Annotated in this window: 25 protein-coding genes; 7 read left to right on the top strand and 18 right to left on the bottom strand. The window is 62.2% G+C overall.

The features are described from left to right. Positions 1-249 precede the first annotated feature (249 nt). The 5 genes from traC (at position 250) to CO656_RS22480 (ending at position 3,999) form a co-directional block, all read left to right on the top strand. On the top strand, positions 250-546 hold the full coding sequence (traC, locus tag CO656_RS22500; protein ID WP_097527187.1) for a conjugal transfer protein TraC: 297 nt from the start codon (positions 250-252) through the stop codon (positions 544-546). Between the two features lie 4 nt (positions 547-550). Further along, positions 551-766, top strand: a complete 216-nt coding sequence (locus CO656_RS22495; RefSeq protein WP_097527186.1) for a type IV conjugative transfer system coupling protein TraD — start codon at positions 551-553, stop codon at positions 764-766. Continuing rightward, entirely contained in the window at positions 759-2,735 is a 1,977-nt protein-coding gene (gene traG, locus CO656_RS22490; RefSeq protein WP_097527185.1) for a Ti-type conjugative transfer system protein TraG, read from the top strand. Before CO656_RS22495 ends, traG begins: the two co-directional genes overlap by 8 nt. 231 nt (positions 2,736-2,966) lie before the next feature. Then, on the top strand, positions 2,967-3,545 hold the full coding sequence (locus CO656_RS22485; protein ID WP_097527184.1) for a thermonuclease family protein: 579 nt from the start codon (positions 2,967-2,969) through the stop codon (positions 3,543-3,545). A gap of 196 nt (positions 3,546-3,741) precedes the next feature. After that, on the top strand, positions 3,742-3,999 hold the full coding sequence (locus CO656_RS22480) for a WGR domain-containing protein (RefSeq protein ID WP_097527183.1): 258 nt from the start codon (positions 3,742-3,744) through the stop codon (positions 3,997-3,999). Positions 4,000-4,032: 33 nt separating this feature from the next. Here the strand turns inward: CO656_RS22480 and CO656_RS30320 are convergent, their stop codons facing one another. From CO656_RS30320 to CO656_RS22455, 4 genes are all read right to left on the bottom strand, one after another. Then, positions 4,033-4,206 carry a hypothetical protein gene (locus CO656_RS30320; protein WP_176536663.1) on the bottom strand — a complete coding sequence of 58 codons (174 nt, stop codon included), beginning with the start codon at positions 4,204-4,206 and terminating at the stop codon, positions 4,033-4,035. 327 nt (positions 4,207-4,533) lie between these two features. Further along, positions 4,534-5,025: a hypothetical protein gene (locus CO656_RS22470; protein WP_097527181.1), complete on the bottom strand. Its 492-nt coding sequence runs from the start codon at positions 5,023-5,025 to the stop codon at positions 4,534-4,536. Between the two features lie 328 nt (positions 5,026-5,353). Continuing rightward, complete coding sequence (locus CO656_RS30315) at positions 5,354-5,518, bottom strand: hypothetical protein (protein ID WP_176536664.1); 165 nt, start codon at positions 5,516-5,518, stop codon at positions 5,354-5,356. A gap of 322 nt (positions 5,519-5,840) precedes the next feature. Further along, positions 5,841-6,149 (bottom strand): DUF736 domain-containing protein, encoded by a 309-nt coding sequence (locus tag CO656_RS22455; protein ID WP_011427400.1) that lies wholly within the window; start codon positions 6,147-6,149, stop codon positions 5,841-5,843. 477 nt (positions 6,150-6,626) lie between these two features. Between CO656_RS22455 and CO656_RS30310 the strand changes: the two genes are divergently transcribed. Beyond that, positions 6,627-6,803, top strand: coding sequence for a hypothetical protein (locus CO656_RS30310; protein WP_176536665.1), 177 nt, complete (start codon positions 6,627-6,629; stop codon positions 6,801-6,803). A gap of 6 nt (positions 6,804-6,809) precedes the next feature. On the opposite strand, the gene CO656_RS22445 is transcribed toward CO656_RS30310, so the two are convergent. From CO656_RS22445 to CO656_RS22375, 14 genes are all read right to left on the bottom strand, one after another. Then, positions 6,810-7,733, bottom strand: a complete 924-nt coding sequence (locus CO656_RS22445; RefSeq protein ID WP_097527179.1) for a zincin-like metallopeptidase domain-containing protein — start codon at positions 7,731-7,733, stop codon at positions 6,810-6,812. Between the two features lie 304 nt (positions 7,734-8,037). Next, positions 8,038-8,625, bottom strand: a complete 588-nt coding sequence (locus CO656_RS22440; RefSeq protein WP_097527178.1) for a hypothetical protein — start codon at positions 8,623-8,625, stop codon at positions 8,038-8,040. 366 nt (positions 8,626-8,991) lie between these two features. Beyond that, positions 8,992-9,399, bottom strand: coding sequence for a hypothetical protein (locus CO656_RS22430; RefSeq protein WP_097527176.1), 408 nt, complete (start codon positions 9,397-9,399; stop codon positions 8,992-8,994). Beyond that, complete coding sequence (locus tag CO656_RS22425; RefSeq protein ID WP_097527175.1) at positions 9,396-9,752, bottom strand: hypothetical protein; 357 nt, start codon at positions 9,750-9,752, stop codon at positions 9,396-9,398. Before CO656_RS22425 ends, CO656_RS22430 begins: the two co-directional genes overlap by 4 nt. After that, complete coding sequence (locus CO656_RS22420; RefSeq protein ID WP_097527174.1) at positions 9,752-10,636, bottom strand: hypothetical protein; 885 nt, start codon at positions 10,634-10,636, stop codon at positions 9,752-9,754. The genes CO656_RS22425 and CO656_RS22420 overlap by 1 nt, the downstream gene beginning before the upstream one ends. Next, on the bottom strand, positions 10,633-11,109 hold the full coding sequence (locus tag CO656_RS22415; RefSeq protein WP_097527173.1) for a hypothetical protein: 477 nt from the start codon (positions 11,107-11,109) through the stop codon (positions 10,633-10,635). Before CO656_RS22415 ends, CO656_RS22420 begins: the two co-directional genes overlap by 4 nt. 95 nt (positions 11,110-11,204) lie before the next feature. Then, positions 11,205-12,947, bottom strand: a complete 1,743-nt coding sequence (locus CO656_RS22410; RefSeq protein ID WP_097527172.1) for a ParB/RepB/Spo0J family partition protein — start codon at positions 12,945-12,947, stop codon at positions 11,205-11,207. Between the two features lie 578 nt (positions 12,948-13,525). After that, positions 13,526-18,625: a DEAD/DEAH box helicase family protein gene (locus CO656_RS22400; RefSeq protein ID WP_097527236.1), complete on the bottom strand. Its 5,100-nt coding sequence runs from the start codon at positions 18,623-18,625 to the stop codon at positions 13,526-13,528. A gap of 139 nt (positions 18,626-18,764) precedes the next feature. Beyond that, positions 18,765-19,370, bottom strand: coding sequence for a DUF1419 domain-containing protein (locus CO656_RS22395; RefSeq protein ID WP_097527235.1), 606 nt, complete (start codon positions 19,368-19,370; stop codon positions 18,765-18,767). 64 nt (positions 19,371-19,434) lie between these two features. Then, positions 19,435-20,466, bottom strand: a complete 1,032-nt coding sequence (locus CO656_RS22390; RefSeq protein ID WP_176536666.1) for a DUF3991 and toprim domain-containing protein — start codon at positions 20,464-20,466, stop codon at positions 19,435-19,437. Positions 20,467-20,665: 199 nt separating this feature from the next. Further along, positions 20,666-20,842 (bottom strand): hypothetical protein, encoded by a 177-nt coding sequence (locus tag CO656_RS30305; RefSeq protein WP_176536667.1) that lies wholly within the window; start codon positions 20,840-20,842, stop codon positions 20,666-20,668. A gap of 640 nt (positions 20,843-21,482) precedes the next feature. Continuing rightward, positions 21,483-22,124 (bottom strand): dihydroxyacetone kinase subunit DhaL, encoded by a 642-nt coding sequence (gene dhaL, locus CO656_RS22385; RefSeq protein WP_097527171.1) that lies wholly within the window; start codon positions 22,122-22,124, stop codon positions 21,483-21,485. Between the two features lie 10 nt (positions 22,125-22,134). Continuing rightward, positions 22,135-23,127 carry a dihydroxyacetone kinase subunit DhaK gene (locus CO656_RS22380; protein ID WP_097527170.1) on the bottom strand — a complete coding sequence of 331 codons (993 nt, stop codon included), beginning with the start codon at positions 23,125-23,127 and terminating at the stop codon, positions 22,135-22,137. Positions 23,128-23,148: 21 nt separating this feature from the next. Next, positions 23,149-24,000, bottom strand: coding sequence for a sugar phosphate isomerase/epimerase family protein (locus CO656_RS22375; RefSeq protein WP_097527169.1), 852 nt, complete (start codon positions 23,998-24,000; stop codon positions 23,149-23,151). A 229-nt stretch (positions 24,001-24,229) separates the two neighbouring features. On the opposite strand from CO656_RS22375, the gene CO656_RS22370 reads away from it, so the two are divergent. Continuing rightward, a complete protein-coding gene (locus CO656_RS22370) occupies positions 24,230-25,159 on the top strand; it encodes a LysR substrate-binding domain-containing protein (RefSeq protein WP_004130046.1) in 930 nt (309 codons plus the stop codon). Positions 25,160-25,185: the final 26 nt, after the last annotated feature.

Below are 25,185 nucleotides of genomic sequence, written 5' to 3'. Positions count from 1 at the left end.
CTCTTTCCCGGTTGCGAACGAAATCAATGGGTTCGTCGAGAGCGGCAGCCCCGCCAGGGGCCTCAAGCAAGGGCGTCGCGTTAGCGACGTATAATTGCGCCCTTCGGATCCGCTCCTTCGGAACGGCCGGGATCATTCACCAAAGCTCGCGCTTTGGCGATTGTAGGATTCACAGTAGTGCGTTCCGCACTCACCTCCCTAAAACTGGGTTCAAAAGACACGCTTTCTAACCCAAGGGAGACAACCGGAATGAAGAAGCCATCCTCGAAAATCCGCGACGAAATCGCCAAGCTCCAGGAGCAGCTTAAGGCCGCCGAGACCCGTGAGGCAGAGCGTATCGGCCGGATCGCCCTCAAGGCAGGTCTTGGCGAGATCGAGGTCGACGAGGCGGAGCTGCAGGCGGCCTTCGAGGATCTGGCCAAACGGTTTCGCGGAGGAAAGGCAGCTACGACCGGAGGGAAGAAGGGAGGCAACGCCGGCGAAAGCAGCGCATCGTCCACGCAGGACGCGGCTGGCGCGGCTGCGGGCGGGACTCTTGAGGCTTGAGCGGATGGCGCGCACGACAACATCCGACGCCCGCAAGAAAGACACGCGGGAGAAAATCGAGCTTGGCGGCCTGATCGTCAAAGCGGGTCTTCGCTACGAGAAGCGGGCACTTCTGTTGGGGGCGCTGATCGATTTGAGCGAGCGCTTGAAAAGTGACGACACAGAACGCTCACGGCTGATGGCGATTGGCGCCGAGGCGTTTGGCAAGAGCGATGAATAGGCTTGTTCTTCTCATCGCGCCTGTCGCGCTGATGGTCCTGGCCACGATCGGATTGACCGGAATCGAACACTGGCTGTCCGGCTTTGGAAAGACGGAAGCTGCTCGTCAGACGCTCGGCCGTGCCGGTATCGCGCTGCCCTATGTGGCCGCGGCGCTCATCGGCATTGTCTTCCTGTTCGCGAGCGCCGGCGCGATCAGGATCAAGACGGCAGGATGGGGCGTCGTTGCCGGCGGTATAGCGACGATCATCGTCGCCATCGTTCGCGAAGCAATCAGGTTGTCGGCGTTCCCAGAACAGATTCCGGCCGGCAGGTCGATCCTCTCCTATGTCGATCCTGCGACGCTGATCGGAGCGGGGGCGGCAACGATGTCTGCCTGCTTTGCCCTACGTGTCGCGCTCGTCGGCAACGCGACCTTCGCCAGCGCTGAGCCCAAACGCATACGCGGCAAGCGCGCTCTCCATGGCGAGGCCGACTGGATGAAGATGCAGGAGGCGGCGAACCTGTTTTCTGACGCCGGCGGCATCGTGGTCGGCGAGCGATATCGTGTCGACAAGGACAGCACCGCAGCGCGCTCGTTTCGGGCCGACGACCCGGACACATGGGGCGCCGGCGGCAAGTCGCCGCTGCTCTGCTTCGACGGATCCTTCGGTTCGTCGCATGGCATCGTGTTCGCCGGTTCCGGCGGTTTCAAGACGACATCGGTGACGATACCCACCGCCTTGAAATGGGCCGGCTCGCTGATCGTTCTCGACCCATCGAACGAAGTAGCGCCGATGGTCTCGGCCCACCGGACGAGCGCGCACCGGGATCTGTTTGTCCTCGACCCCAAGAACCCGGAAACCGGCTTCAACGCGCTTGACTGGATCGGGCAATTCGGTGGCACCAAGGAAGAGGATATCGCCTCCGTCGCCTCATGGATCATGAGCGATAGCGGCGGCACACGCGGTGTGCGCGATGATTTCTTCCGGGCTTCGGCATTGCAATTGTTGACGGCGATGATTGCCGACGTTTGTCTCTCCGGTCATACGGAGAAGGAAAGCCAGACGCTTCGCCAGGTTCGCGCCAATCTCTCCGAGCCGGAACCGCAGTTGCGCCAACGCCTGCAGGAGATCTACGACAATTCGGAGTCGGATTTCGTGAAGGAGAATGTCGCAGCCTTCGTGAACATGACGCCCGAAACCTTCTCCGGCGTCTACGCCAATGCGATCAAGGAAACGCACTGGCTGTCCTATCCGAACTATGCCGCGCTGGTTTCGGGCAAGACGTTTTCGACGAACGATCTAGCCGACGGAAACACCGACATTTTTATTAACATCGATCTCAAAACTCTGGAGACGCATGCGGGGCTCGCACGCGTCATCATCGGCTCGTTTCTCAACGGCATTTACAATCGTGACGGCTCGATGAAGGGCAGGACTCTTTTCCTTCTCGATGAGGTGGCGCGGCTCGGCTTTATGCGGATCCTGGAAACTGCGAGAGATGCCGGCCGCAAGTATGGCATCACCCTTGTCATGATCTACCAGTCCATCGGGCAGATGCGGGAAACCTATGGCGGGCGCGACGCCGCCAGCAAATGGTTCGAGAGCGCGAGTTGGATCAGTTTCGCGGCCATCAACGATCCCGAAACCGCAGACTACATCTCGCGCCGCTGCGGCATGACGACGGTCGAGATCGACCAGGTCAGCCGCAGTTTTCAGGCGAAGGGATCCTCGCGCACGCGATCGAAACAGCTGGCAGCGCGGGCGCTGATCCAGCCTCATGAAGTTCTTCGCATGCGAGCTGACGAGCAGATCGTGTTCACCGCTGGCAACGCGCCGCTCAGATGCGGCCGCGCAATCTGGTTCCGGCGCGACGACATGAAGGCCTGCGTCGGAACGAACAGGTTTCACAGGCTCGACGACACGGCTGAAACCCAGCCGATCGAGCCGGCGCGAAGTGCAACGAGCAAGGCCGATCCGCGACAATGAAGAGTATCGGAGAAATCAGCATAGCGACGTCCCAACGGGCGGGATTTCGGGAATTCTCGTCGTGCGAGAGCGGGAAACTGCGCAGCCGCAGGAGCCTCAACATAGTGGCCGCAGGGGAGGCGGGACCGACTGCGCCCCGCGCCTCGCACACCGCATGGAGGCACCTTGTCCGTAAACGCAGATGAAACCGAGTCCGAGATAGGTTGAGGAAGGCAGGAGAGGAGCGGGCAAGTGGCGAAATCGAATGTGGTTCCGTTCAGGAGGCCGCGGAAATCCGGCGGCAAGATCGATCGCCGTAGCCCGCAGGGAAAACCTCGAACGGGACAGAACGGTCCGCGCAAATCACTGATGGCAGTCATCTCAGCTATCGTCGTTGCTGCGGCAGGCTGGCTTGCCTTCGGCGGCGCCGGCAACCTCCCCGGACTGCCGGCTGTGGCCAAGACACCGGTAGCGGACTCATCGTCGGCCGCGTTTTCAATCTGCAGCGACGGCCGTCATGTGAATTGCGTCGTCGACGGTGATACATTCTGGTTCCAAGGCGAAAAAATCCGCATTGCGGATATCGATACACCTGAGCTCAGCCCGCCTCGCTGCGAAGCGGAACGGGTCAAAGGAGAGGCGGCGAAAGCACGCCTGCTGGCGCTCCTCAATGCCGGCGCGTTTTCGCTTTCGGCGGGCTTGCGTGACGAAGACAAGTATGGCCGCAAGCTCCGGACCGTAACGCGATCAGGCCGCTCGCTCGGAGACACTCTCATCAACGAGGGCCTTGCCAGGCGCTGGGACGGTGCAAGACACGGATGGTGCGGCTGAGGACCCGCGAGAGGATCGTTGCCGGATGGCCGAAACCACCCGGCGGGTTCGGGGAGCGTAAGCGAGTAGAGCCGTGCGCCGAAGGCGTCTCGCCCAAGCCTGTCACTCGCGTTTCATCACAGATCTGAATCAATCCATACCGACCGATTCATAAGTGTCGTTGGACGGGATTCCCGAGATCAGGGATTCTGACCTCATGATCGCGCAGCCCTATCACCTCTATGTCGAACGCTCGGACGCCTCCAAGAACATGGCCCGCTATTACGCCATGTCGATCGAACCGAACCTGTTCGGGGATATCTGCCTGCTTCGAAAGTGGGGCCGGATTGGAACCAAAGGGCAGGTGATGGTCCATCATTTCGGACGGGAAGAACAAGCCGTCGAACTGTTTCTCGATGTGCTCCGACAAAAGCGAAAACGCGGTTACCGCCCCCGTGCCTCCATGGCGAGTTGAGAAAGGCCCACCGAAGCGGGCCGTAAGGGCGCCTCATCGGCGCCGGTTCCAATCGGTCTCGAAGGATAGTTCAATCTCGACGAAGAACGGGATCTTGAGGCCAAGCTTCAGGCCGAGCTTGCCCTTGCGGAAGAAGTGGCTGATCACCTTGCCGAGAGTCCGGAGCCGGCGGCCGGTGGCGGCGAGGAATTGGGCGAGTTGTTGCATGATGGATCTCCCTTCGAATTGCGGTCATCGCGGGGTGAGAGCGCAGACCGGAAAGGAGGGATGCACCTAGCAAGGCCGAAACGGATGTGGAGGACCTGGCGGCGGCTGAATGTTGATCGGCGAGGAGCCGCAGCGCGGCGGGGAAAATTCTGGCGGCGCCAGGTTGCGTCCCGACGAACGGGCTGCAACATCCCCGATGACAAATGACGGCAGGTCGAAAGAAAGAGCTCAGCTGGTCGTACTCGCCATCATCGCGATGGTCTCATCGGCATCTCAACGAAGGGCCGCTCGCCGCCCTCCGGATGGTCGAGCCCGCCGCAGGATCGGTTATGATCCTCCGCACCTGATGTAGCTGACACGGAAGGCACTTACCGCGATACCGGTTTCCCGTGTGATATCCTTGATGATCGGCGCGAGTGAGCCGAGTTCGTCATCGGTGAGCGCAATCAGTTCTGGATAGTCGATGTCGACGCCGGTATAGTCCGCCGTCAAAGCGCTGGACCAATCGCCGCCGTTGATGCGGTATTCGTGCGTGTCGAAATCGATGTCGAGATCGTCCATCAAGTTGATGGTAAAGCGTCCGAAGATCTCGGTTTCACCGTCCAGCCGGTACGCGGCATATTCGTCGTCGCCGGCAAGAACGCTCCGCTCCAATGCCATGATGGTCCGGATGCGACCGGCCGCCGCCTCCAGTCCCTCGAGCAGGCGATCGAGGAGAGTTCGCGAGAATTCGCTGTCGCAGCCGAAGCGGTTCGCCAGGATGACGAGCCGGAAACCGCAAAGCTTGGTATAGAGCGCAAGGTTCTGGTCAGATGTCATTGTGTGATCTCCTTCATCTTGATGACGGAGATCGGCCACTCCGTGGCAAAGAGGGGTCAAGGACCGCGGCACGCGGCTCGCAAGCGGGGGAACCGATTTTTTCGGGAAGCGACAGCGGCGGAAAAATTGGGGGAGACCGCGCCGTCCTTGACGCCGGATTTGCTGGAGTAAACTGGGACGTCAGAGAGAGAAGAGACCCACGGCCGCGCAGGGGGCGTGACCGTATCCGGCGCGAGCCGGCAGGAGTGTCGAGGGGTGAAACCCCTTACAGCCGGGAGGCCGGTGGATCCGGCCGACAGGCTCATGTTCCAGCAGAATGGGAGCCGCCTCAGAAAGGCGGCTCGGCTTCGATGATGCCGCCTTGTTCGGCAAGCGCCACGGCCAGATCAGCCTGGGCGAGCTGAAGCTCCGCTTCGACCTGGCGCCGCTCGACGGCGTCGCAGGCGTTCCTCAATTCGCGGCGCAGCTCCTCGATGTGCTGTTCGATGGTCATCGTCTCATCTCCTTGAGTTCGTGAAAGACGAGACGGCGGGGCGGGAAGAAGTGACGGGGTCAAGGAGCGCGCAAGCGACCGGCGGAGCCGGCGAGTGGGGGAGCCGATTTTGTTGGAGCGCAGGGAACCGTAGCGGAGGCAAAATTGGGGGAAACCGCTCGTCCTCGAGCCCGGCATTTCCTCCCGGCACGATAGCATCCACTGAGCAGACATATTCCGGTTCCGTATCGCACCGAAAAAGCCGGCGGCAGGCTCAATGCCTGCAGCCGGCTTGTCTTTGTGGCCGGTTGGCCCCGCCTCGGCGGCGGGGCCTGTCCGGGCCTCAGTCCCGGTTGGGCCGGGACCAGATCAACTGGTAGCCGTCCTCGCCCTCGACCTCGGTGAGCGTTGCGTAGATCGGAGCGGGGAAGCTCGGGTCGTCGAGCTTGACCGAGAGGTAGTCGCGGTCCTGCTCGGAGCGCTTCTGCCAGGCGGCACCCAGTTCGACATTGCCCGCGTAGATGCGGAAGTGCGGGCCCTTGTCGGAGGGGTTTTCGACGCGGGCGATGCGGGCCTTGACGTTGAGGGCGAGCGTGCGGATCGAGCCGTTGAAGCCGGTTTCGGAGGTGGTGAAGGTGCCGATGGTTGCCATTGTCCTATTCCTTTGCTGTTTCGGGCCGCGCCTATCGCGGCCTCGATGGCTGTCGCAAGGATCGGGGACGATCGGACCGCACCCCCGGGGTCCCCGTTGCGCCTGCGCAATGGGGTGGCTCGTAGGGCCGGAATGGAATGGAGGGCGGCCAGGAGAAGCTTTGTTGTTCCGCGAGGAATGGGCGCACCGCGCTCAGGGGAAGAAAGTTTCGGAAGGCCGTTGCGGGAGGACGATCGAGGCGAAGCCGGTTTTCGATCAGACATGCCTCATCGAGCCCGCGAAGGACGTGGCCTGGCTCAGTGGCGGAAGGTATATGGCGATGGCAACTGCGCCCCCGACTGCCTGCCGGGTCGTGCAACGGCGGGACTGTCGCCTTGCCACATGTCAAAATCAAACGCCGGGAACACCCGAACAAGGGCGTTGCGTTGGCCGTTCTTCGGGCTATCGTCGTCTCGCGAATCGTCGCCTGGAGGATCTATGCGTCAGCAGCCAAAGCCGTTTATCGTCGAAATCAAGCCGTCCCGGAAGCTCAAGCCGACCGACCGGAAAACTTCGATCTGGGGCAAACTGGACCTTACGGCTGATCCTGACACGCTCTCCGCGTTGAAGCCTGAACAGGTGCCGGCCGCTGGCGAGACCAACGACCGACGCTGATGGTCCTCAGGCAGCGAGCCGCTCGCCAGCGGTTTCGGGCTGCAGGCCATGCAGGAAACTTACGGCCCGCTGCGCATGCGCCGCCGCCTGGAAGATCGCCCGTCTGTCGTCGGTCAGGACCTTGAGCCAGGAGCCAAGGTACGAGGCGTGATCGGGGCGGGGCTCGAGCTCGGGAGCAATGCCGAGATCGGCGCAAAGAAAGCAGCTGCCGAGTTCGGCAATCAGTTCCTCTCGCGCTCGCTCGGTTTTGTCCTTGGCATAGCGGCTGAGATCGCGGCCGAGGCGATACGCCGGCGCCGTGAAGTGCGTGACCTCGTGACTCAAGATCGCATAGTAGCTTGCCGCATCCTTGAAGCTCTCAAACGGCGGCATCTGGATGATGTCGGCGGCCGGCGCATAGAAGGCCTGGTTCCCACCGTGGCGGATCACAGCACCGGTGTTGCGAAAGAACCGGTCGGCATGCTCGATGCGCTCGACGGGATCGAGAACCGGAGCCGGCTGGTGACGATACTGGTCGGGAAGTCCGTCGATCTGTTCGACGTTGAAGACACTGTAGGCCTTCAGGAAGGGGATTTCCCGCTCCACCTCGCCGCCGTTTCCGTCGGTTTCTGACTTGGTGAAACGGCTGGCGAAGACGACCGTGGCACCCGTCTCGCCCTTGCGGACGGCAGCACCCAGTTCGAGGGCCTGCTTGAACGTCATCCACGTGGATGACGTATATCCCCGGGCGCTGCCCTCCGCCCAGAGAAGCAGCACGTTGACGCCCGAATATGGCTGCCCGTTATGACGCAGCGGCCGGGTAATACGGCCGGTCGTGTTCTCGGCGTTCCATGGCTTCATCCACGGCCGCACGCCCTTCGCCAGATCCTCAAGAATTCTGTCAGTGATGCGGGTATAAAGATCAACCCGTTGTTTCTCCGTATTGCTCATCTTCAAGCCTCCGTTTTGAGGCCGCGCCCGTCGCGGCCCGTTGCGGAGGGCAGAAGGCAGGAGCCGATCAGCCGGCGGATGCACCGGAACGGCCGGAACTTCAGTGGAGGACGGCGGAGCCGTTGTATCTGCCGGCAGCTCCTGCAGACCCGACGAACGGAACGGGCCGCGACGGGCGTGCATCTGTCCTGATTTCCGTTTCCCTGGTGACCGCGTCAGCGACACGAAAACTGGCCGGCTCCGTCAGGGAACCGGCCGTTTTCGCGTTTGTGGAAGGGCGGGGCCGAAGCCCCGCCGGCACGGCCTAGTCGAAGGCCGATATCTGCGCTTCGGCAGCCTTGCGGCCCAGCGAGTGACCCGGCTGCTCGACCGGCCGGTCGAAAGGCTTCCAGGTCTCACCGATCACCTCGGCATAGGCTGCGACGGCGCCTTCGGCCGCCATTCTGAGCGAATGGGCCTGTATGCCCATGTCGGCGGCGAATTCGCGCTTGCGCTGGGCGGCGCTGTCATAGCCGACGGGGCCGTCGAGGTCCTCGTCGCGAGCATCGTTGGCGGCCTTTGCGGTGGCATCGCGCGCCTCGGTGACAGCGCGGCTGTAGAACTGCCCGGCGCCGTGGGCCGAGCCGACGAAGGCGCCGACGATGCGCTGCAGGTGGATCTGCATGGCCTTGTCGCCAAGTCCGTCGCCGAGTGCATCGGCGGTCTCGATGACGAACCGTTCATGCAGGTCGCGGATGCCGTCGCTGTCGATGACCGCCGTGCCGAAACTCTCGGCGATCTTCAGCGCCTGGCTGGCGTCCGGGCATGTCAGCCGGACCATTTCGACGGTGGCGCCCTTGCGCAGTTGCACGACGCGGGCGGGTTGGCGAGAGGAGGGTGCGGGCTTGGCCATGATCAGTTCCTTTCGAGGTCGTCCGAACGGGCTCCGGCCCCATGCCGGCTTGCTCTTCGGTGCGGTCATCCCGAACCGGCGGAAGACGGGCGCTTCAGGGTCCGGCCCTGCCTGGACGAGCGGAGCCGGTTTGCGGGCGAGGAGGGCAAACTGCCCTCGAAGAGCACGCGAGCCTGCTCCGTGAAGGACGGCGGGGTCCGGCCGCCCCGCGGCGCGACAGCGGCCTTGAAGCGCATGGCCGCCGGTTCAGACCGCAGCAAAACCGAAGGGCGATCCGGCAGGGGAGGAATCATGACGGCCTCGAACGAAACGACAGGCGTTGCCGCCTATCTGAGCTCTTCCGGCTCGCTGACGTCGAACGCTCGCCTATCGCTTGGCCGGCTTGGGTAACCGGTAGGATTGCAGCCAGGTCGGACCGTGCGAGTTGCGAAGTCTGCGAAGCAGACTGCCGTCATCATGCGGCGGCCCGCCCATCCAGGCGTTGTTGAGGGTCGATTTCCAGCGCCGTCCATGCCTGGCGGCATGGGCCTGAAGTGCTGCTTCCTGTTCCGGCGTCAAAGGCGGCAGGGCTTCGCGCGCGAGACGAACGGCGCGCATTTTTGGTCTGGGATCCGTCCGTGCTTCCCTTAGAGCGATCAGCCGCCTGAGTTCCGCGACACCGGCATTGAGGCAGGCTTCGCCTTCGAGGTGATGGTACTGCCGCCAGAAAGCGGTTCGCTCCTCAGGTGATGCACCGATGCCTGCTCTTCGCTCCAGGTCTCCGATCGTGCTCATGGCTTCCTGCCTCCACGACCGGTGTTTGCGACGACTTTGCCATCGGAACCGGCTCGCGCCCGCAGTGCCGCGATTGCCGCATCCTGTCGGGCAAGTTTTCTCGAAAGCGCATCGATTTCCGGCTGGCGCTCGGCGGTGACCGCTGCCAGATTGGCCCGGTAGCGTTCGAGGAAGGCGCCTGGCTCCGGCGCCTTGCCGCGACGATATCCGGAGTGACGGCGACCAAGCTGGGGAATGATCGCGGTCATGCGCCGCGTGATCTGCCGGTCGATCAAATCGAGCTGGTGCTGGGTCTGCCGTCGCGCCGATTCCATTCTGGTAAACTGTGCGGCGCGTTGCTCGGAATTGGACATTACGCCGCCCTCCCGCGCCAAGCGGCGAAACCCGAGAGACCCTCATATATGGCATGCCGCGTCTGATCGATGACGAAGCCGAAGCGGCCGACCGCATACTCGTCGCTCGGCACCAGAAAGCGGCGCTCATGCGCATACTCGCCTCGCCTGCCGCCGATGGTGGCGATCATTTCGGTCATACCAGGGTGATGGTCCGAACGAAGTGCCGCGGTGACGATCCAATCGCCGGCATGCTCCCGTGCGAACGCCTGGGCGTCCCTCTCGTAAGACTCGGCCGGAGCGAGCGATCGACCGAAGATCGTTTCCCAGGCATCCGGCCAGCTGTCGCGGATCGTCTTGTCGGCGCACTTGCGCTCATAGGTCGTGAACAGGTCGGGAAAGGTCAGCGCAACGATTGCCCAGGCGGCATCCTCTTCATACCAGCCGCCATCTGTCCTGAGCATCGGGTGGACTTTGGCATTGCGGGCGTCGGAAAGCCTGAAGCCGCCATGCCCCGCCGTCGTATGGCAGACAATTCCGTCTGCGTAGACGGTGGCGACCTGCGACGGACCCCATGGCGTGCTGCAGGTCACCCGGACGGTCTCGCGGGATAGGAGCCGCAGTTCGCGGCTGTGCCCGGCCTGTTCGATCATGCGGTTGCGGAAAGCGGCTTCGCTCTCGACAGAGCCGTGGTGCGAATAGAAATCATCGCGCTTCAGTTCAGCAAGCGGCCGGGACACGCGCCAGGCGCTGGCAAGAAAATACTGCCCATCCCGGGCGGGAACCAACGCGAAGACGAGATCGCCCACGCGCGCGACAGCCATGCCGTCGGCGCTTCTGCCGAACTCCACCCCTGACGCGTCAGGGGCGGAGACTTCGGAGGATTGCGAGGGAAGTACAGTCATGCCGCAGTCCTCCCCTCGATATGATCGGCGGCGACCTCGTCGGCAGTCACCTCCTCGAGAACGGCATGCGGATATCCATGCCGGGTGAGCCATTCCGCGGCCGCCTGCCGATTGTCCGCCAGTTGGACGAGTTCTGCATTGGCGCCGGGGCGATCGAAGACGCGAACGGATCCAAGGGCGGGACGCTCGACGACTTTGAATGTCAGGCCGCTGTCGAGCGAAAAGGTCCGGTGGATACGGACGGTGATGATGCCATTTGCGCCGAGATCGCCTTCATGCAGCGTGAAACACGGTGACAGGCTGGTGTTGCCGACGCCGCGCTTTCCTTCCTTGCGGATCAGCCGGCCCTGGCTATTGCGTGTGTGCCAAGCGGACAGTTTCTTCCTGTGGCGCTCGGGCGGTCGTGGGCTACCATCCGACCAGGCGACGATGGAGCCGATCGAGGCGAGGTCATAAATCAGAGACGCGGACATCGCATCCTCCTTCAAGTTTTTGCGGGTGGTGGAAACGAAACCGCCGCCGGCAGAACCGGCGGCGGAAGATCACGCGGAGAAGGATGGGGCGGCGGCTATTCCGCCGCGATGCCGTAGGCGGTTTCCTCCTCGTCGGAGGCGGCATCAATCACCGGGTCGGCGGCGGGATCGTCATGCCCCGTCTCCGTTGGATCGCGCTCGTCGACATCGAAGCTCTCGCCCTCAGCACCGTCACTGTCGTCGCCGGCGAGATCGTCGGCGTGCTTCATGAGATCTGCGATGTCCTTCGGGTCAGGCGCAAACAGCGCCGCCGGAAGGACGAAGGCAGCATCGGCCGCGAAGTGATCGACGAGTGCTGCACGGGTTTCGCGGACCCGTGCCCGCGGGACGAGATTGACCGACTTGGCGGCGGCTTCCAGCGCCTGACGCGACAGGCACAAGAGGAAATCCTCGGTCCCCATGTTTGGAAGGAAACCGTCCGCGCCGACTGCCTCACCGGCGATGCGCGAGACGACGCCACTGTTCGACATGCCGCGCCGGCATGAGAGCACGTCGATGAGAACGGAGCGGGCGGCGACACGCACGCTGTCCATGTCGAACGACAAGCGTCCCTCTGCGGAATAGAGGCGCGCGACATGACGCTGGAAACGCTTCGACCCGAAGACGGGGTCGTTGGCGCCGGAATCGACCCGAACATTGGTGCCAGCAAAGGCCATGACCAGGAGCGCCATCAGCATGTCGTCCTCGATCGGCGCGCGGGCGAGCGCCTCATGCAGCGCATCGGTACGGAAATCACCGATCATGTCCTGGCCCTTTTGGGTGACCTCGGGCCTGGTCTTCCCGATGGCATCAGTGTCGTCGTCGGCCTGCGTCGAAGCGCCACCGGCGGGACCGGATCGCCCATCGGTTTTCCTGGGCTCCGGCATCCGATAGTGGACGCTCTGCACCTTGCCGTCGCGATCGAGATACATCGCGGTGCAATCGCCCTTGGCCGGCTTGCCGTACACGCGTTCGGCCTTCTTCGGCAGGTCCGGCTGGCCCCAATTGTTGACCTCGACGATGGCGCCCTTCTTCGGAAGGTTGCTCGCCATCCACTCCTGCTGGGCGCCGAGAAAGGCTTCGACATTGGTGGTGTAGCGATTGTCCTGATCGGCCGGGCCGAACAGGTCCTCGGCCCACTCGATGCCATAGGCTTGACGGAGATCGTCGCCAAAACTCGCGTCGCGGGCAAACAGGCGGGTTTTCGAGAGGCCGTTGGCGATCTGCCACCAGGCTGCCGTATCGCCCTTCTTCGGCTTGTGGGCTTTCCAGACCTCTTTCTGCTCCTCGGACGGTGCCGCCGCGATCGTCCTCAGCTGCTGCTCGTTCGGCATGTCCCCCTTCGCCATCTGGTCGAGCATGGAAGGCAGCACGTTGGCAAGCAGACGGAGCTTGCGGATCTGGCGGACGGGAAGGGCAAGCGCCACGGCGATCGCCTCCTCGGTCCAGCCAAGCGCGACCAGCCGCTCGATGCCTCTCCATTGATCGATGGGATTGAGCGGCTCGCGCGCGATGTTCTCGACCATCGAGCGCATGGCGCCGTTGTCATTGGCCGCCTCAACGACGATCACGTCGATTTCCTCGAAACCGGCGGCGATAGCCATGCGGGTGCGCCGGTGACCGGCTTCGATGATGTAACCGTTGCCGCCGGCTTCCGGGAAAATGACCGGCGGCTGGATCACGCCGACGGCCTTGATCGTCGCCAATAGCAGGGCGTCGGCCTGCGGCGTCGACTTTGACTGGCGCGTGTTGTCGGGGTTGTCCTTCAGCGCACGCGGATCGACCTTCATCAGTTGCATGGGATGCTCCTTCTCGGGGATTGGACACGGCCCGCTGCCGGTCCTTCTCGCGTCTTCATCTTTCCGAAGACACTTCCCGGACCGCGGAGCGGGCGGCCGGGTGCAACTGCGGCCGAGCATCGCTGCCGCGAAGGACGAGCGGGGCTGACAGCCCTGCGAAGGACGAGTGGTCGGGATGAGGAGGCGGCAGTTGAGCGTCAGCGGCGACCGGCGGACTGCTCTGCGACCGGTTCATCTTCCTTCTTTTTTCTCTTTTACTTGCCTCTCATGTCGGCGGCTGACGCGCCAGCCTGCAAAACGCATCGGCTTGCAAGCGACTGGATGTCGATCGGGATGAGATGGGAGACAAAAAAATGGGCCAGCGGAAACCGCGGCCCATGAAGTGTGAAGGTCAAAAAACCTCCAGAGGGGAACAGCTGCTGCGGCGGAACTGGGAGGAAAGCCGCCATGTGCATCAGCTGCGTGCACTATGCTCGATTCTTGACCACTTGGAAAACACTTTTTGTGCACTGCAGCTATGTGGATGCTGCAGTGCTTCCAAAACCAGAGCGGACGGAGGTCCGGCATGGCATCGGGGCTCAGGCCGCTTCCGAGGCGGATAAGCTCTTCTCGCGTGCCACGGCTGCCAATGCCTCATCGACGTCCCGTAGCTGCCGGCGCTTGTCGGCGAGTTCTTCGGAAAACGCAAACAGGCCGCCCTCGCGCGAGCGGTAGGAGACGAGACGCCGCTGAGCGTCATGAAGACGATGGCGATAGCGTTCCCGCTCCTCGTCAAAACCGTCGAGCGCGTGCTCGAGGCGGGAGATGGCGCCGAGAGGCGTCACGGTCACCGCCAGATCGATCTCGTAATCGGCACCGGTGCGCTGGAGGAGGGTTGTGTAGCGATATCCATCGCCCCTGCCGAACCGCTCGCCCGAATAGACGAGATCAAAGCCCCCGATCGAGGCGAGGACGCCCTCGTCTTCCTGCTGGAGCTGAACGAGAGTGAGGATTTCCTTCATCAAGGCGCGACCGGCGGCTTTCCGTTCGTTAAAAGCCTCGCCGACGACGGTCATGGCAAAGGCGTCGGTCGCAGTCGGAACGAGGCGCTCGATATCCTTGCCGATTTCCGAAATCCGCCGCTCCGAGATCTCGATATCGCGTTCGGCGTCGCGGATCTGCCGGCGCACGGCATATTGATCGTCGTCATGGGCGGCGCGCAGCCGTTCGAGACGAGCAATGTCTGCCTCGAGCCCCGCCTTCTGCATCAGGCGCTCGTCACCGCTGGCTATGGCCTTGGCCATGGCGAACTGATTGGCTGCCCCTTCGCCGAGATCTTCCAGCCGGCGGATCGAAGTATCGCCAGAGAGTGCCGCGGCGATGAAGCGGGCCTTGCGTTCGTTGTTCTGCCACATCGAGGCGTCGAGCGAGCCCTGGGTGGCGTAGGCGAAAATATCGACTTCGTCATGCTGGTTGCCCTGACGCACGATCCGGCCCTCGCGCTGTTCGATCTGCGAGGGCAGCCACGGGACGTCGAGGTGATGCAGCGCCTTGAGGCGAAGCTGGGCGTTGACGCCGGTCCCCATTGTTTCGGACGAGCCGATCAGGAAGCGAACCTTGCCGGCGCGGACGTCGGCGAACAGGCGCTGCTTGGCCTCGGTCTTCTTGAAGTCCTGCATGAAGGCGATTTCGGATGCCGGAACACCCATGCGCACGAGTTCGTCCCTGATCCAGCGGTAGGCGGAAAAACCTCTGCTCTTCTCGACATTGATGGTGCCGAGATCGGAGAAGATCATCTGCGCCGCACCCGGGAGCTCGAAGGGCTTGCCGTCGGGGCGCAGATAGGTGCCTTGCGAGGTCTCTTGCCAGATGCGGAAGGCGTTCTGGACCAGCAGATTGAGCTTGTTGTCCGGCTCGTTGTCATTGTCCGCGTCGACCAGGCGGAGATCGATGGCGGCATGGCGCCCGTCGGTGATGACGGAAAGCAGGATATCGTCGCCGGGCTGCGCCGGCCCCTCGCGCATCTCGATCGCCTTGATACGGGCGTCTAGGACCGTCTGGTAATTCTTGAAGGCCTGGGTCGGCTTGGCCGTCAGGATCTGCCGGCGGCCGGTGGAGATTGCAGGCACCTTGACGTATCCGCGGAGGTCCTCGGGCATCACCACGTCGGCGAAGGAGCGGAACATGGCGATCAATTCCGGCACGTTGACGAAGGAAGCAAAGCGGCTGACCGGCTTGTATTTGCCTGACGGCTGGATCTCCAGTTCCGTCGTCGTGTCACCAAAGGTCGAGGCCCAGGCGTCGAATTCATGCAGGCCGCGTTCAGCCAGTGCGGCGTGGCCGAGCAGGCGTTGGACCGAGAACATCTCGCCAAGCGTATTGGTGATCGGCGTGCCGGAGGCGAGAACCAAAGCCCGGCCAGGGTTCTTCGTCTCGATAAAACGGGACTTGACGTAGAGGTCCCAGGCGCGCTGCGAACCGTTCGGATCGATGCCTTTCAGGGTCGACATGTTGGTGGCGAAGGAAAGCTTGCGGAATTCCTGCGCCTCATCGACGACAATCTGGTCGACGCCGATTTCCGAGATCGTCAGCAGATCATCCTTGCGGGTGGAAAGCGCCTCCAAGCGTTCCTTCAGGCCTTCCTTGAGCCGCTCGAGCCGCTTGCGCGAGACACGGTCCTCGCTGTCGACCTTGGTGAGCAATTCCTCGAAGAGCTCCAACTCGTTCTGGATCATCTGCTGTTCAAACGCCGATGGCACGGCGATGAACCGGAATGCCGAGTGGGTGATGATGATTGCATCCCAAGTCGCCGTTGCCGCGCGCGACAGGAAACGAGCGCGCTTGTCCTTGGTGAAGTTGGTCTCGTCGGCGACGAGAATGCGAGCGTTCGGGTAGAGCGCGAGAAACTCACGCGCCGCCTGCGCCAGGCAATGGCCCGGAACCACCAGCATCGCCTTGGCAATCAGCCCGAGCCGGCGCTGTTCCATGATCGCCGCCGCCATCGTCATTGTCTTGCCCGCACCGACGGCGTGCGCGAGATAGGTCGATCCCGACGAGATGATACGCCAGATGCCGCGCTTCTGGTGCCCATAAAGAACAAAGGCGCCAGAGGCGCCAGGAAGATTGAGATGCGAGCCATCGAACTTTCGAGGCGCGATATTGTTGAAGCGATCGTTATAGACCCGCGCCAGACGGTCGGTACGATCAGGGTCGGTCCACACCCAATTCTGGAAGGCCGTCTTGATCTTCTGCAGCTTGTCGCGAGCGGCTTCGGTATCGACGGCATTCAGCACGCGCCGCTCGCCGTCTGCATCCTTGAAGACGTCGAAGATCTGCGGCACCCGGCTGTTCAGCGCATCGGCGAGCAGCTCGCCGGCGTGGCGTCGGTCGGTGCCCCATTCGGATGTGCCGGCAGCCGTCCATCCAAGCTGTCGCGCCTCGACGGTCCATGAGCCGAGTTCCGGCATGTGATGGATCCTGATCTCCGCACCCATCGTCTCGTGCGCGAAGTCGACGATATCAGCAGCCGGGATCCAGGGTGCACCCAGCCGGGCGGTGATATCCGACGGGCGAAGGTCGGCGGGCTGCACCGCCTGAAGCGCGCGGACATTGCGCTCATACGCGCGATCGAGCTCGGTCGCAGCTGCCGCGGCAGCAAGTTTTGTGCGCACGGCGCCGGAGAGATAGGCGTCCGAGGTTAGCCAGGAACCATCGGCCGGATCGCGAAAGATTGCGTCACCGAGCGCATCGAGAACCGCGTCGGTGTCGCAATGTAAAAGCTCGGCGATATGATCGAGGTCGATGCGCCCGCGCTCGTTGAGGACGACGGCCAAGGCATCGGCGGCGGAGGTGATGACCGGCGGGGAAGGGGGCGCGATGACTCGTTCCGAGAAAATCGGCCCGGGCCTGGCGGTGTCGGTTTCGAGGTTATAATCCTCGATCGAGGCGACCAGCCAGCAATCGGGGTCATCGCGGAAGGGCATAAGGTTCGGCTGGCGATGGGTTTCACGAACCTCACCCGTCGTCTCGTCCTCGATGATCGAGACGGTGGTGTGGTTGATCGGACCGAAATCGCGCACGAAGTTCGACCAGGCGATGCGCAGCCGAACTTGGCAGTCGCGCCACGGCCCGTCCAGTTCCTGGGCTTTCAGGACCTCACGCAGGGCGTCGCGTATCGGGATCAGTTTGCGAATGATCCGGACATGCTTTTCCGAAATTCCCTCAGTGCTGCGTGCCTTGCGCACCTGCACCGCGACGGGCTCGCCATCGACGACCTGCATGAGGCCGTGCCTGACATCGACAAAATAGCTGCCTTCGCGCACTTTGGCGTTGTCGGGGCGGAGATTGACGATCTCGGCAAGTTCGTCCTCCAGATCGATGTCGATGGCGGTCGGCTCGCCGTCATAAATGCCTTCCGGAAGAAGCGCGACGGCTGCCGTCAGCGCCGCTTCGAGCTCCTCGCCGGCGCGTGGCCAGCACGTATAGGTCTCCCCGAAGGGACCGGAGGTCAGGGCATGATCGCCGAGCACGAACTCTGGATGCTGCGCGAACCAATGGTTCACGCGGATCACCCCCTCGTCCTCGACAGCCGGCCGGACGTCCTCCAGGTCGAGCCACGAAACGTCGCCTTCCGGCTCGCCTGCTTTGCGCTTGCGGAAGAAAAGAATGTCGACCACGACGTCGGTACCGGCGTCGCGCCGAAAACTGCCTTCGGGCAATCGGATCGCGGCGATCAGGTCTGCGGACTTGGCAATGTGTTCGCGGGCAGTACGATCGGCCTTGTCCATGGTGCCGGCGCTGGTGACGAAAGCGGCCAGGGCGCCCGGTTTCAGGAGATCGATCGATCGGGCGATGAAGTAATCGTGCAGCCGAAGGCCTAGCGAACGATATTGCCGGTCGGAACGAACCGTGCGATCGGAGAAGGGCGGATTGCCGATGGCAAGATCGTAGATCGCATTGAGGTCCGTGCGCGCGAAATCCCCGTTGATGATGCGCGCCTTCGGCTGCAGTAGTCGCGCGATGCGGACCGTGACGGGATCGAGCTCGATGCCGGTGACGTAGCTTAGTTCGCGATACTGTTTTGGCATCAGCGCCGGAAACAGGCCTGTTCCGATACCGGGCTCCAACACCCGGCCGCCGCGCCAGCCGAGACGTTGAATGCCCATCCAGATTGCTCGAATGACCAATTCGGGGGTGAAATGGGCATATTGGGTGCAACGGGCGAGCGAAGCGTATTCGCCCTCGCTGACCGCTGTTTCCAGCGAGTTGCCGAGATCGTCCCAGCCTGTGCGGAAGTCGGTTTCCCCCGGCCGCCGGAACATGCCATTCGCAAGCTCGCTGGCGCCGAAACCAGTGAAGCGGATCAGCCTTGCCTGCGCGGCGGGGGTCGCCGGCAGGTTCATCTTCTCGATTTCGTTGGCGGTGAGGATCGCCGCAACGTTGATGCGTGCCCGCTCCTTCCAGGTCGCGGCGAGCTCGCGGTCGCCATCGTCGAGATAGAAGTTGGCGCGCTGCCCTTGCTTTCGCGGGACCGGCCGGTTGGTCACCGGCAGAGCCCGCGCCGGCGCAGGAGAGGGCGGGGTCGGGTCGGGCTCGTCGTCGTTGGCGGCAAAACCGCCGAACGCTGTGACGCCAAGACCAAGTCCCGATGACAGAGCGCTGCTGCCGAACATATCGAGGGTGAAGGGATCGGTGCTCATCGAAAGCTCCTTGTGAGCGAGCGTCATCGATCCGCCGCAAGCGACAGTCGAAGAACGCGAATGGGTGGCCGCCTGCATGGGCTGCGCGGCGATCGTGGCCGAGCGCGATCGCTTCGCGCCCAGATGCAAACGGAAGCTCTCAAGCCGCAATCGGCGAGCGGAGGTGGCGCAGTTGTACTGGCAGCTTGGCGGCGATCTCGTCCTCGCTGAGGCCTTCCAGCAGCTTCAGAAACGTGCCGCCTTTACCGTCGTATAACATCACGGTGCGTTTGCCGCGCGAGGCCTCCGGCCAGCGCTCGCCCGCATAGCCGCGATAATCGTCCGCCGTAATGCTCCAGACATGCTCGAGGCGTTCCTCGCGCGTCATGGGCCGGACCGGGCGGCTCTCGCGCTCGATAATCGCAAGGCGCATGGTCTCGACGGACGACTGATCGGCAAGGTCGCAATAGCCGTGGAAATAGCGGATCGCCTCGTCGATCCGAAGCGCGAAGAACACTGACGTCACCGAGCCGGTCAGGAACTCGTGCATTGCGAACATCGAACCGCTGATCCAGAGCGGCGGCAGGATTTCGAACATGTAGTCGTGCTCGGCCTCGCCGATCTCGAACCATTCGCCGGCATAGAGCGGCATTGCGTCCTCTTCCCAGCGGTTGGGCCGTTGGAGATGACGGTCGAACATGCGGAACATCTGCGGTCGGCTTGCAACGCCCTGGAAGACTTTTCGGATTGCGGGAGAGGGGTTCATCTGCAGCTCCTTCGGAGGTTTTGGACCGAAGCGCGGCACTGTCCTATCGACCTTGCCTTCCTCTTCAGTCCTTCATGACCCCTTGGCTGCCGCCGGCATCGCGACCGTCAGGGTCAAGGGCCGGCTCCGCCGGGCGAAGCCTCCCTTGACGCGGACCGCGCGCATGCGGCACGCCTCCTCCTTCCGTCCTTTCCCTCTTTTCCCTTTCCCTGATCTTCAAGGACTCGTTCCAATCCTCCTCGGGCGGCCGAAGTCGCGTCCAGTCGCAGCCGACATCATCGGCAAGCGTCCGCAGCCGTTCGGCAAACATGTCGCCCTGCGGATTGGCGTCCGTCGCCGCAACCAACTGGACGCCAGGCTTCATAGCCAACTCCCGCAAGGCTGCCTCCGTGGTCGGCGACCATCCACCGCCAGTGCTGAGATAAAGCGTGCCCTCTCGCAAACCTTCGATCGCTGCGAGGCTCATGGCATCGATCGCGGCTTCCGTGACGGCCAGGCGCGAAGCGCTGTCCGAACCAAAGCGGAAAAGAACCTTGGTTCCCCCGGATGCAAAACCTCGGTATTGCGGTCCGCGCGCTTCCCAGCCGGTCAAAACCCCGACCTTATCCCGGTGCGCCGCCCACATGCTGCCTTGCGGACCTTCGCGCAGAAGGTCGCCCTTGACGGTCGCTCGCAGCACGTTCGCTGGAACGCAGCGCTCGCCATTGAGATATCGCCATGACGCGGAACCCGGCCAGGGACGGCGGCGGGGCTGCCAACGAGCGGTAAGAGAGAGGTCGCATCTCTCGCCATCCCTTGCGGGCTGCCACTCCGGCTCCGTGATCTGAAACCCGACCAGAGCCGCGACCCGTTCTGCACCTTCGGGAAAACCGACCCGATCGAGATGCTCGACGAGCCGGAACACATCGCCTTTCGCGTCGGACAGGGGATCGAACCACCCACGCCCTTCATAGGTGACGATAATGATCTCGCCGCCGCGGCGGAACTTGACTGCCCGTCGCGTGCTTTCCTTCGCGTCTATTGCAAAACCGGCATGCTCAAGCACTGCCGCACAACTGACCTGATCGCGCAGCGCTTCAATCTCTCTTCTCTTCATTTTTCATTCCGATCGCCCAGCGATCGGCCTCCATAATCCTTCCTTGCCCGTCGGTTCACCGACGCCTTTCGGCAGGCCCCGAAGAGCAAAGACCGCAAGGGCGCGGCTGGCAATTGTCGGATCATGCAAGCTGACATCGGACGCGGCGAAGCCCCCCTTGCGGCCTGCCGCTCGCAAGGGGCACCCACGCGGCGCCGGCTCAATGAGCCGGCCATGGCATGTACTCGTGCACGATCGCCAGATCGTCGTCGGCGTCGATCTCGTCAGAAGGAAGGACGCCGTATTCTCCGTCGACCTCGAAGAGGGTGACCGGGACCATCAGGTCACGGGAAAGCTGGAGGGCGTGGGACTGTGCGAGAGAGAGATCGTGCGACATTTGAGAGGCTCCTACGGGAGCGGGCCAATTCCCGCTCGATGGCTCCTCAAAAGGCACGGGGTCCCGGCGCGATCACCGCGAGGCGAAGCCGACGCGGCCGCAGCTTGCTAGCGGACCCTTTATGGGTTGATCGTGGAAGATCCGGAACCGGGCCAGGACGCCATCACAGACAAGCGGGATTGGCTTGCTTCCGTTTGGGCCACCGTTTGACGCACGATTTTCGAGCTCGTGCCAGGTCGTCGCTGCCCGCAGGCCGATTACTCGTGTCTTCGATTTAGCGGGTCAGGTGTTGGCTGAGCGAAGGACTCTGCGTCGCCGCGTGACCGAATGTCGCGTCAGCTTCAGTCGTGGCACCGCCTAAGTTGCGATGAGTCGTGCCTTTCGCGGTTTGCGGAATCCGACCCTGCAAGCGAGAGCGATGGTGCCCGGAGACCGAATGCATAGTTCGCCGCCGACCCAATCTGTCCGCTAAATTTGATTCCCGGATGGCCGCGAAAGCGGGTGTCCACCCTCGGGCGGCACACGGAGGACTGTTGCCGGATTTCTATCGCGGCGCGTTTCACATCAATAACCGAGCGGCACTCTGGATTGGCTTCCCCTTAAGCTCGGCATCACTTGATCACGCTCAGAAGCGATGACACTATTGAAGCCTATCACGGGTTCCCTCAGACAACTCCTTGAGGATCAGCGCGCAAGACGTCGCACCAGCATCCAGCACGCCGAGCGATCGTTCGCCCAGCCTGCTGGCTCGGCCGATCCGCGCGATCAAGTTCACCGTCGAATCGCGGCCACTTTCGGCTGCCGCAACGAGGAGTTCCAATGCCTCGTCGAAGGATTTTCCTTCTGATGTCGCATTGTCAAAAGCTTCAACAGCAGGCACCAACGTGTCAAGCAATGTCTTGTCGCCGACTTTGGCCGAACCAATTTGTTGAATACCCGTCAAGCCAGCATGCAGCATTCGGCTGAACGTCTTGTTGTCGATCTGGTCGACCTGATCGATCTGCTGGGCAAACTCGGTGAACATCACACCGTAAAGCGGACCCATAGATCCGCCGATCTCGGTCATCAGGACTGTTCCGAGGGTCTCAAGCGCTTTTGCGAGCGATAGCTCCTTGCCGCGTATCCGGTCGGCCACTAAACCGAAACCTTTCGCCATATTTATTCCGTGATCGCCGTCGCCAATCTTGCCGTCGATCTCGCTGAGGTAGGCGCGGTTATCGATGATCGCTCTTGCCATGGAGACTACGATTTCTCCGGCTGCCGCGTTATTCATTTTTTGCATTGTTCCCTCCTTAAAGTGTCGCCGCGCAGCGAACCTCGACCTCCAGTAGCGACTTTAGCTCTTCATCGAGCGCCATGACGGTCAAAGTCGCTCCAACCATCTCAAGAGACGTGAAGTAGTTACCAACATACGCTTTGTGGATCCTGAGGCCGCGGCCGGAGATTTCCTCCTCGACTGTGTCGAAGAGAATGTAAAGTTCGTTCAGCGGTGTCGCGCCAAGGCCAGATACCAGTACGGCCACTTCTGTCCCCGAGCCGAGATCATGATCATCCAGCACGATCTGGCACATATCCTTGGCGACCTCTGATGCGCTCTTGAGCGCTTCTACTCGCACGCCCGGCTCGCCGTGATGGCCGATACCGACTTCAATGGTGCCAGGCTCGATCTGGAAGTTCGGATGTCCGACCGCTGGAAGAGTGCACGGCCCCAATCCGACACCGACCGAGCGGCAATTGTCGATGGCCTTCTGCGCTGCGTCACGAACCTCGGATAGGCTGGCGCCCATCGACGCTTTCGCTCCGCCGACCTTCCACATGAAGATCTCTCCGGCAACGCCTCGGCGCTTCTCCCGCTCCTCGGCGGAGGCGGAGCACACGTCATCGTTCGCAACCACCGTGGCAACCTCGATGCCGTCCTTCGCGGCGAGTTTCATCGCCATTTTCACGTTCATGTTGTCTCCGGCATAATTTCCGTAGAGGACAACGACGCCGTTTCCACCATTCGCTTCGCGTATGGCATCATGAAAGCTCTTTGCCGTTGGCGACGAAAACAGCTCGCCGACCGCGACCGCGTCGAGCATGTTGCGGCCTATATAGCCAATGAAGGCAGGCTCGTGTCCGGAGCCACCTCCAGTTACGACACCCACTTTTCCTTGCGCGGGCCGGTCAATCGCCGTCACCACGCGTTGGTTTTCGGCGAGGCGCACGATGTCTCGGTGTGCCTTCACAAAGCCCTTGATGGTATCTTCCACGACCTCATCGCGGTTGTTTACAAAACGTTGCACTGCGTCCTCCTCCAGACACGGTCATTGATTGTGGTTGAGCGCTCGCTGGACGACCTTGAGCGACCGAGCCAGCGAGTCCTCGATCGTTGACAGCGGCACGGGATCTTGGCGGCGAACGGGCTGCGCCTGCCGATTGCGATGCAGTCTCAAGGGAAGTTCAATACTGACCGGGAGGCTGTCGAGCTTTGCGATTGCAGCCAGGAGGCGCTCGCACCCGACCTTGCCGTCGCCGATATCGCAGAAAAACCAACCTTCGTCGGTTTCACGGACATCCTTGATATGGGCGTGCGCCGATTCCGGCAGCGCCAGGATTCCATCACCTGCGAGATCGTCCATGTCCGGTCGATGGGACGCCGTGTTTGCAGCGTCGTAATTTAGCTTTAGAAAGGGCGATCCGAATTCCTCAACAAGAGAAATACCGTCCCGCGCGGTGTTGATCAGGCTATCGCTGCCGTCTCCTGGGTTTTCCAGGCCAACGATGATATCAAAGGCTTCCGCTCTTCTCAGTATGGTTTCGACGTTGCGACGGAATGTTGCCTCTCTTTGTCGGGCGGCCGCGTTGGTCGCAATAACCTTGGCTCCAATCGCCGCGGCGAATGCCATGCGGCCCGTGAACACTTCGACCGAATCTTCCAAACCGAGGTCGATGTGCGACGACATTGCATGACACAAGAGCCCCGAAGACCTAAGCGCGCTGCGCCAACTGGTCATCTCGGAAGGTGTGAAGGCGGTCTCATCGAAGGGTTCTGTATATCCAACGATAAAGGCCGGCTCGAAATGCGTGAACCCGAGGGTTGCCGCGCTCTCCAGTGCGGCCTCTCTGCTATGCCCGTCGTACGGCGCGCCGGACACGGAGATCACCCGTTCAGCCATGCATTCCTCCCTTAGCAAAGAACGGCGCAAAGGCCGTTCCGAAGGGCAAAGTGTTAAAAACGCTTCATCCGGACAAGCGAATTCCATCGGTCAATGCATGAATGCATCTCAACAGCTGCATCATTTGCGTTAAATTTCCTCATGGAATATAGAGGAAGGGCGTCCTCCAGCGTACTGAATGTCTCAAGTAGGAAAAGTGGCGAGGCACGCATAAACGGGAGGAGGGGTGATGAGCGCGTTGGAGTTTCCTTCGCTGCGATCGCTACAGGTGTTGGAAGCTGTCGCACGTCTTGGATCTTTTGGAAAAGCCGCCGAGGAACTGAGCATCAGCCCCTCGGCCGTGAGCCATCAAATGGCCGCGCTGGATTCGGAGCTCGGAATTGCTTTATTTCATCGCTCCGGGCGTTCAATCATGCTGACTGACGCGGGAAGGGCTTACGCTGAAGAGATCAGCGCCTCCTTTCGAAGGATCGAGAGCGCCACGCGCAATTTCACGAAGAAGGGCAAAAGTGACATTCTGAATATCCATTCGGTTGTCAGTCTCGCTTCGCAGTGGCTCATGCCTCGCCTCGCCCGGTTTAGCGCCCGCTATCCGGAGATCGATCTTCGACTGCACGCTTCTGGTGACCCGGCCGAGCTCAGGACCGGCAACGTCGATATAGACATCCGCTACGGAACGCAGCCCGTGGAGGTTGGCATCGCCGTCGAGCCCTTCCCGCCCGAGCCAATAGTGGTCCTGTGCGCCCCATCGTTGGTCGAGGGCGCAAACGGAATACGCTCACCGCAGGATCTCGCCAGATTTCCGCTCATCCACTCCGAAGTGAACCTCTATCGCTGGCAGGATTGGGCCGACGACCACGGTGTGAGGCTCAACATGGATCGGGGGCTGCGTTTCGATAGATCTTTCATGTCCATCAATGCGGCCGCGGATGGACTTGGCGTTTGCCTGGAAAGCCTCATACTCGTCCGGCAAGATCTGAAAAGCGGGAGGCTCGTTGCGCCGTTTGGCCTGGAAGGCCCCAGCATCAATTGCCATAGTCTCGTGTACTTACGGTCCAGGGCAAGAACGCCAAAGATCGCTCTGTTCAAACGTTGGATCGAAGAGACCCTGGCTGGCGACGCGGTTTCTGCGAGTGAGATCGACGTCGGCGGGAGGTGAGTTATGCGCAATCAGGGTCGGTGATG

Origin of the sequence: Sinorhizobium sp. FG01 (assembly GCF_002531875.1) — a bacterium.
Taxonomy (GTDB): Bacteria; Pseudomonadota; Alphaproteobacteria; order Rhizobiales; family Rhizobiaceae; genus Sinorhizobium; species Sinorhizobium fredii_C.
This window is presented reverse-complemented; position numbering and strand designations above follow the sequence as displayed.

Bases quoted from the DNA above. Each gene is read 5' to 3' on its own strand.
- CO656_RS30320 (WP_176536663.1), bottom strand. From the start codon at position 4,206: ATGCAACAACTCGCCCAATTCCTCGCCGCCACCGGCCGCCGGCTCCGG.
- CO656_RS22420 (WP_097527174.1), bottom strand. From the start codon at position 10,636: ATGACTGTACTTCCCTCGCAATCCTCCGAAGTCTCCGCCCCTGACGCG.
- CO656_RS22445 (WP_097527179.1), bottom strand. From the start codon at position 7,733: ATGAGCAATACGGAGAAACAACGGGTTGATCTTTATACCCGCATCACT.
- CO656_RS22390 (WP_176536666.1), bottom strand. From the start codon at position 20,466: ATGAAGAGAAGAGAGATTGAAGCGCTGCGCGATCAGGTCAGTTGTGCG.
- CO656_RS22480 (WP_097527183.1), top strand. From the start codon at position 3,742: ATGATCGCGCAGCCCTATCACCTCTATGTCGAACGCTCGGACGCCTCC.
- traG (WP_097527185.1), top strand. From the start codon at position 759: ATGAATAGGCTTGTTCTTCTCATCGCGCCTGTCGCGCTGATGGTCCTG.
- CO656_RS22430 (WP_097527176.1), bottom strand. From the start codon at position 9,399: ATGAGCACGATCGGAGACCTGGAGCGAAGAGCAGGCATCGGTGCATCA.
- CO656_RS22440 (WP_097527178.1), bottom strand. From the start codon at position 8,625: ATGGCCAAGCCCGCACCCTCCTCTCGCCAACCCGCCCGCGTCGTGCAA.
- CO656_RS22410 (WP_097527172.1), bottom strand. From the start codon at position 12,947: ATGCAACTGATGAAGGTCGATCCGCGTGCGCTGAAGGACAACCCCGAC.
- dhaL (WP_097527171.1), bottom strand. From the start codon at position 22,124: ATGCAAAAAATGAATAACGCGGCAGCCGGAGAAATCGTAGTCTCCATG.
- CO656_RS22400 (WP_097527236.1), bottom strand. From the start codon at position 18,625: ATGAGCACCGATCCCTTCACCCTCGATATGTTCGGCAGCAGCGCTCTG.
- CO656_RS22370 (WP_004130046.1), top strand. From the start codon at position 24,230: ATGAGCGCGTTGGAGTTTCCTTCGCTGCGATCGCTACAGGTGTTGGAA.
- CO656_RS22375 (WP_097527169.1), bottom strand. From the start codon at position 24,000: ATGGCTGAACGGGTGATCTCCGTGTCCGGCGCGCCGTACGACGGGCAT.
- CO656_RS22455 (WP_011427400.1), bottom strand. From the start codon at position 6,149: ATGGCAACCATCGGCACCTTCACCACCTCCGAAACCGGCTTCAACGGC.
- CO656_RS22470 (WP_097527181.1), bottom strand. From the start codon at position 5,025: ATGACATCTGACCAGAACCTTGCGCTCTATACCAAGCTTTGCGGTTTC.
- CO656_RS22495 (WP_097527186.1), top strand. From the start codon at position 551: ATGGCGCGCACGACAACATCCGACGCCCGCAAGAAAGACACGCGGGAG.
- CO656_RS30305 (WP_176536667.1), bottom strand. From the start codon at position 20,842: ATGTCGCACGATCTCTCTCTCGCACAGTCCCACGCCCTCCAGCTTTCC.
- CO656_RS22415 (WP_097527173.1), bottom strand. From the start codon at position 11,109: ATGTCCGCGTCTCTGATTTATGACCTCGCCTCGATCGGCTCCATCGTC.
- traC (WP_097527187.1), top strand. From the start codon at position 250: ATGAAGAAGCCATCCTCGAAAATCCGCGACGAAATCGCCAAGCTCCAG.
- CO656_RS22425 (WP_097527175.1), bottom strand. From the start codon at position 9,752: ATGTCCAATTCCGAGCAACGCGCCGCACAGTTTACCAGAATGGAATCG.
- CO656_RS30315 (WP_176536664.1), bottom strand. From the start codon at position 5,518: ATGACCATCGAACAGCACATCGAGGAGCTGCGCCGCGAATTGAGGAAC.
- CO656_RS22395 (WP_097527235.1), bottom strand. From the start codon at position 19,370: ATGAACCCCTCTCCCGCAATCCGAAAAGTCTTCCAGGGCGTTGCAAGC.
- CO656_RS30310 (WP_176536665.1), top strand. From the start codon at position 6,627: ATGCGTCAGCAGCCAAAGCCGTTTATCGTCGAAATCAAGCCGTCCCGG.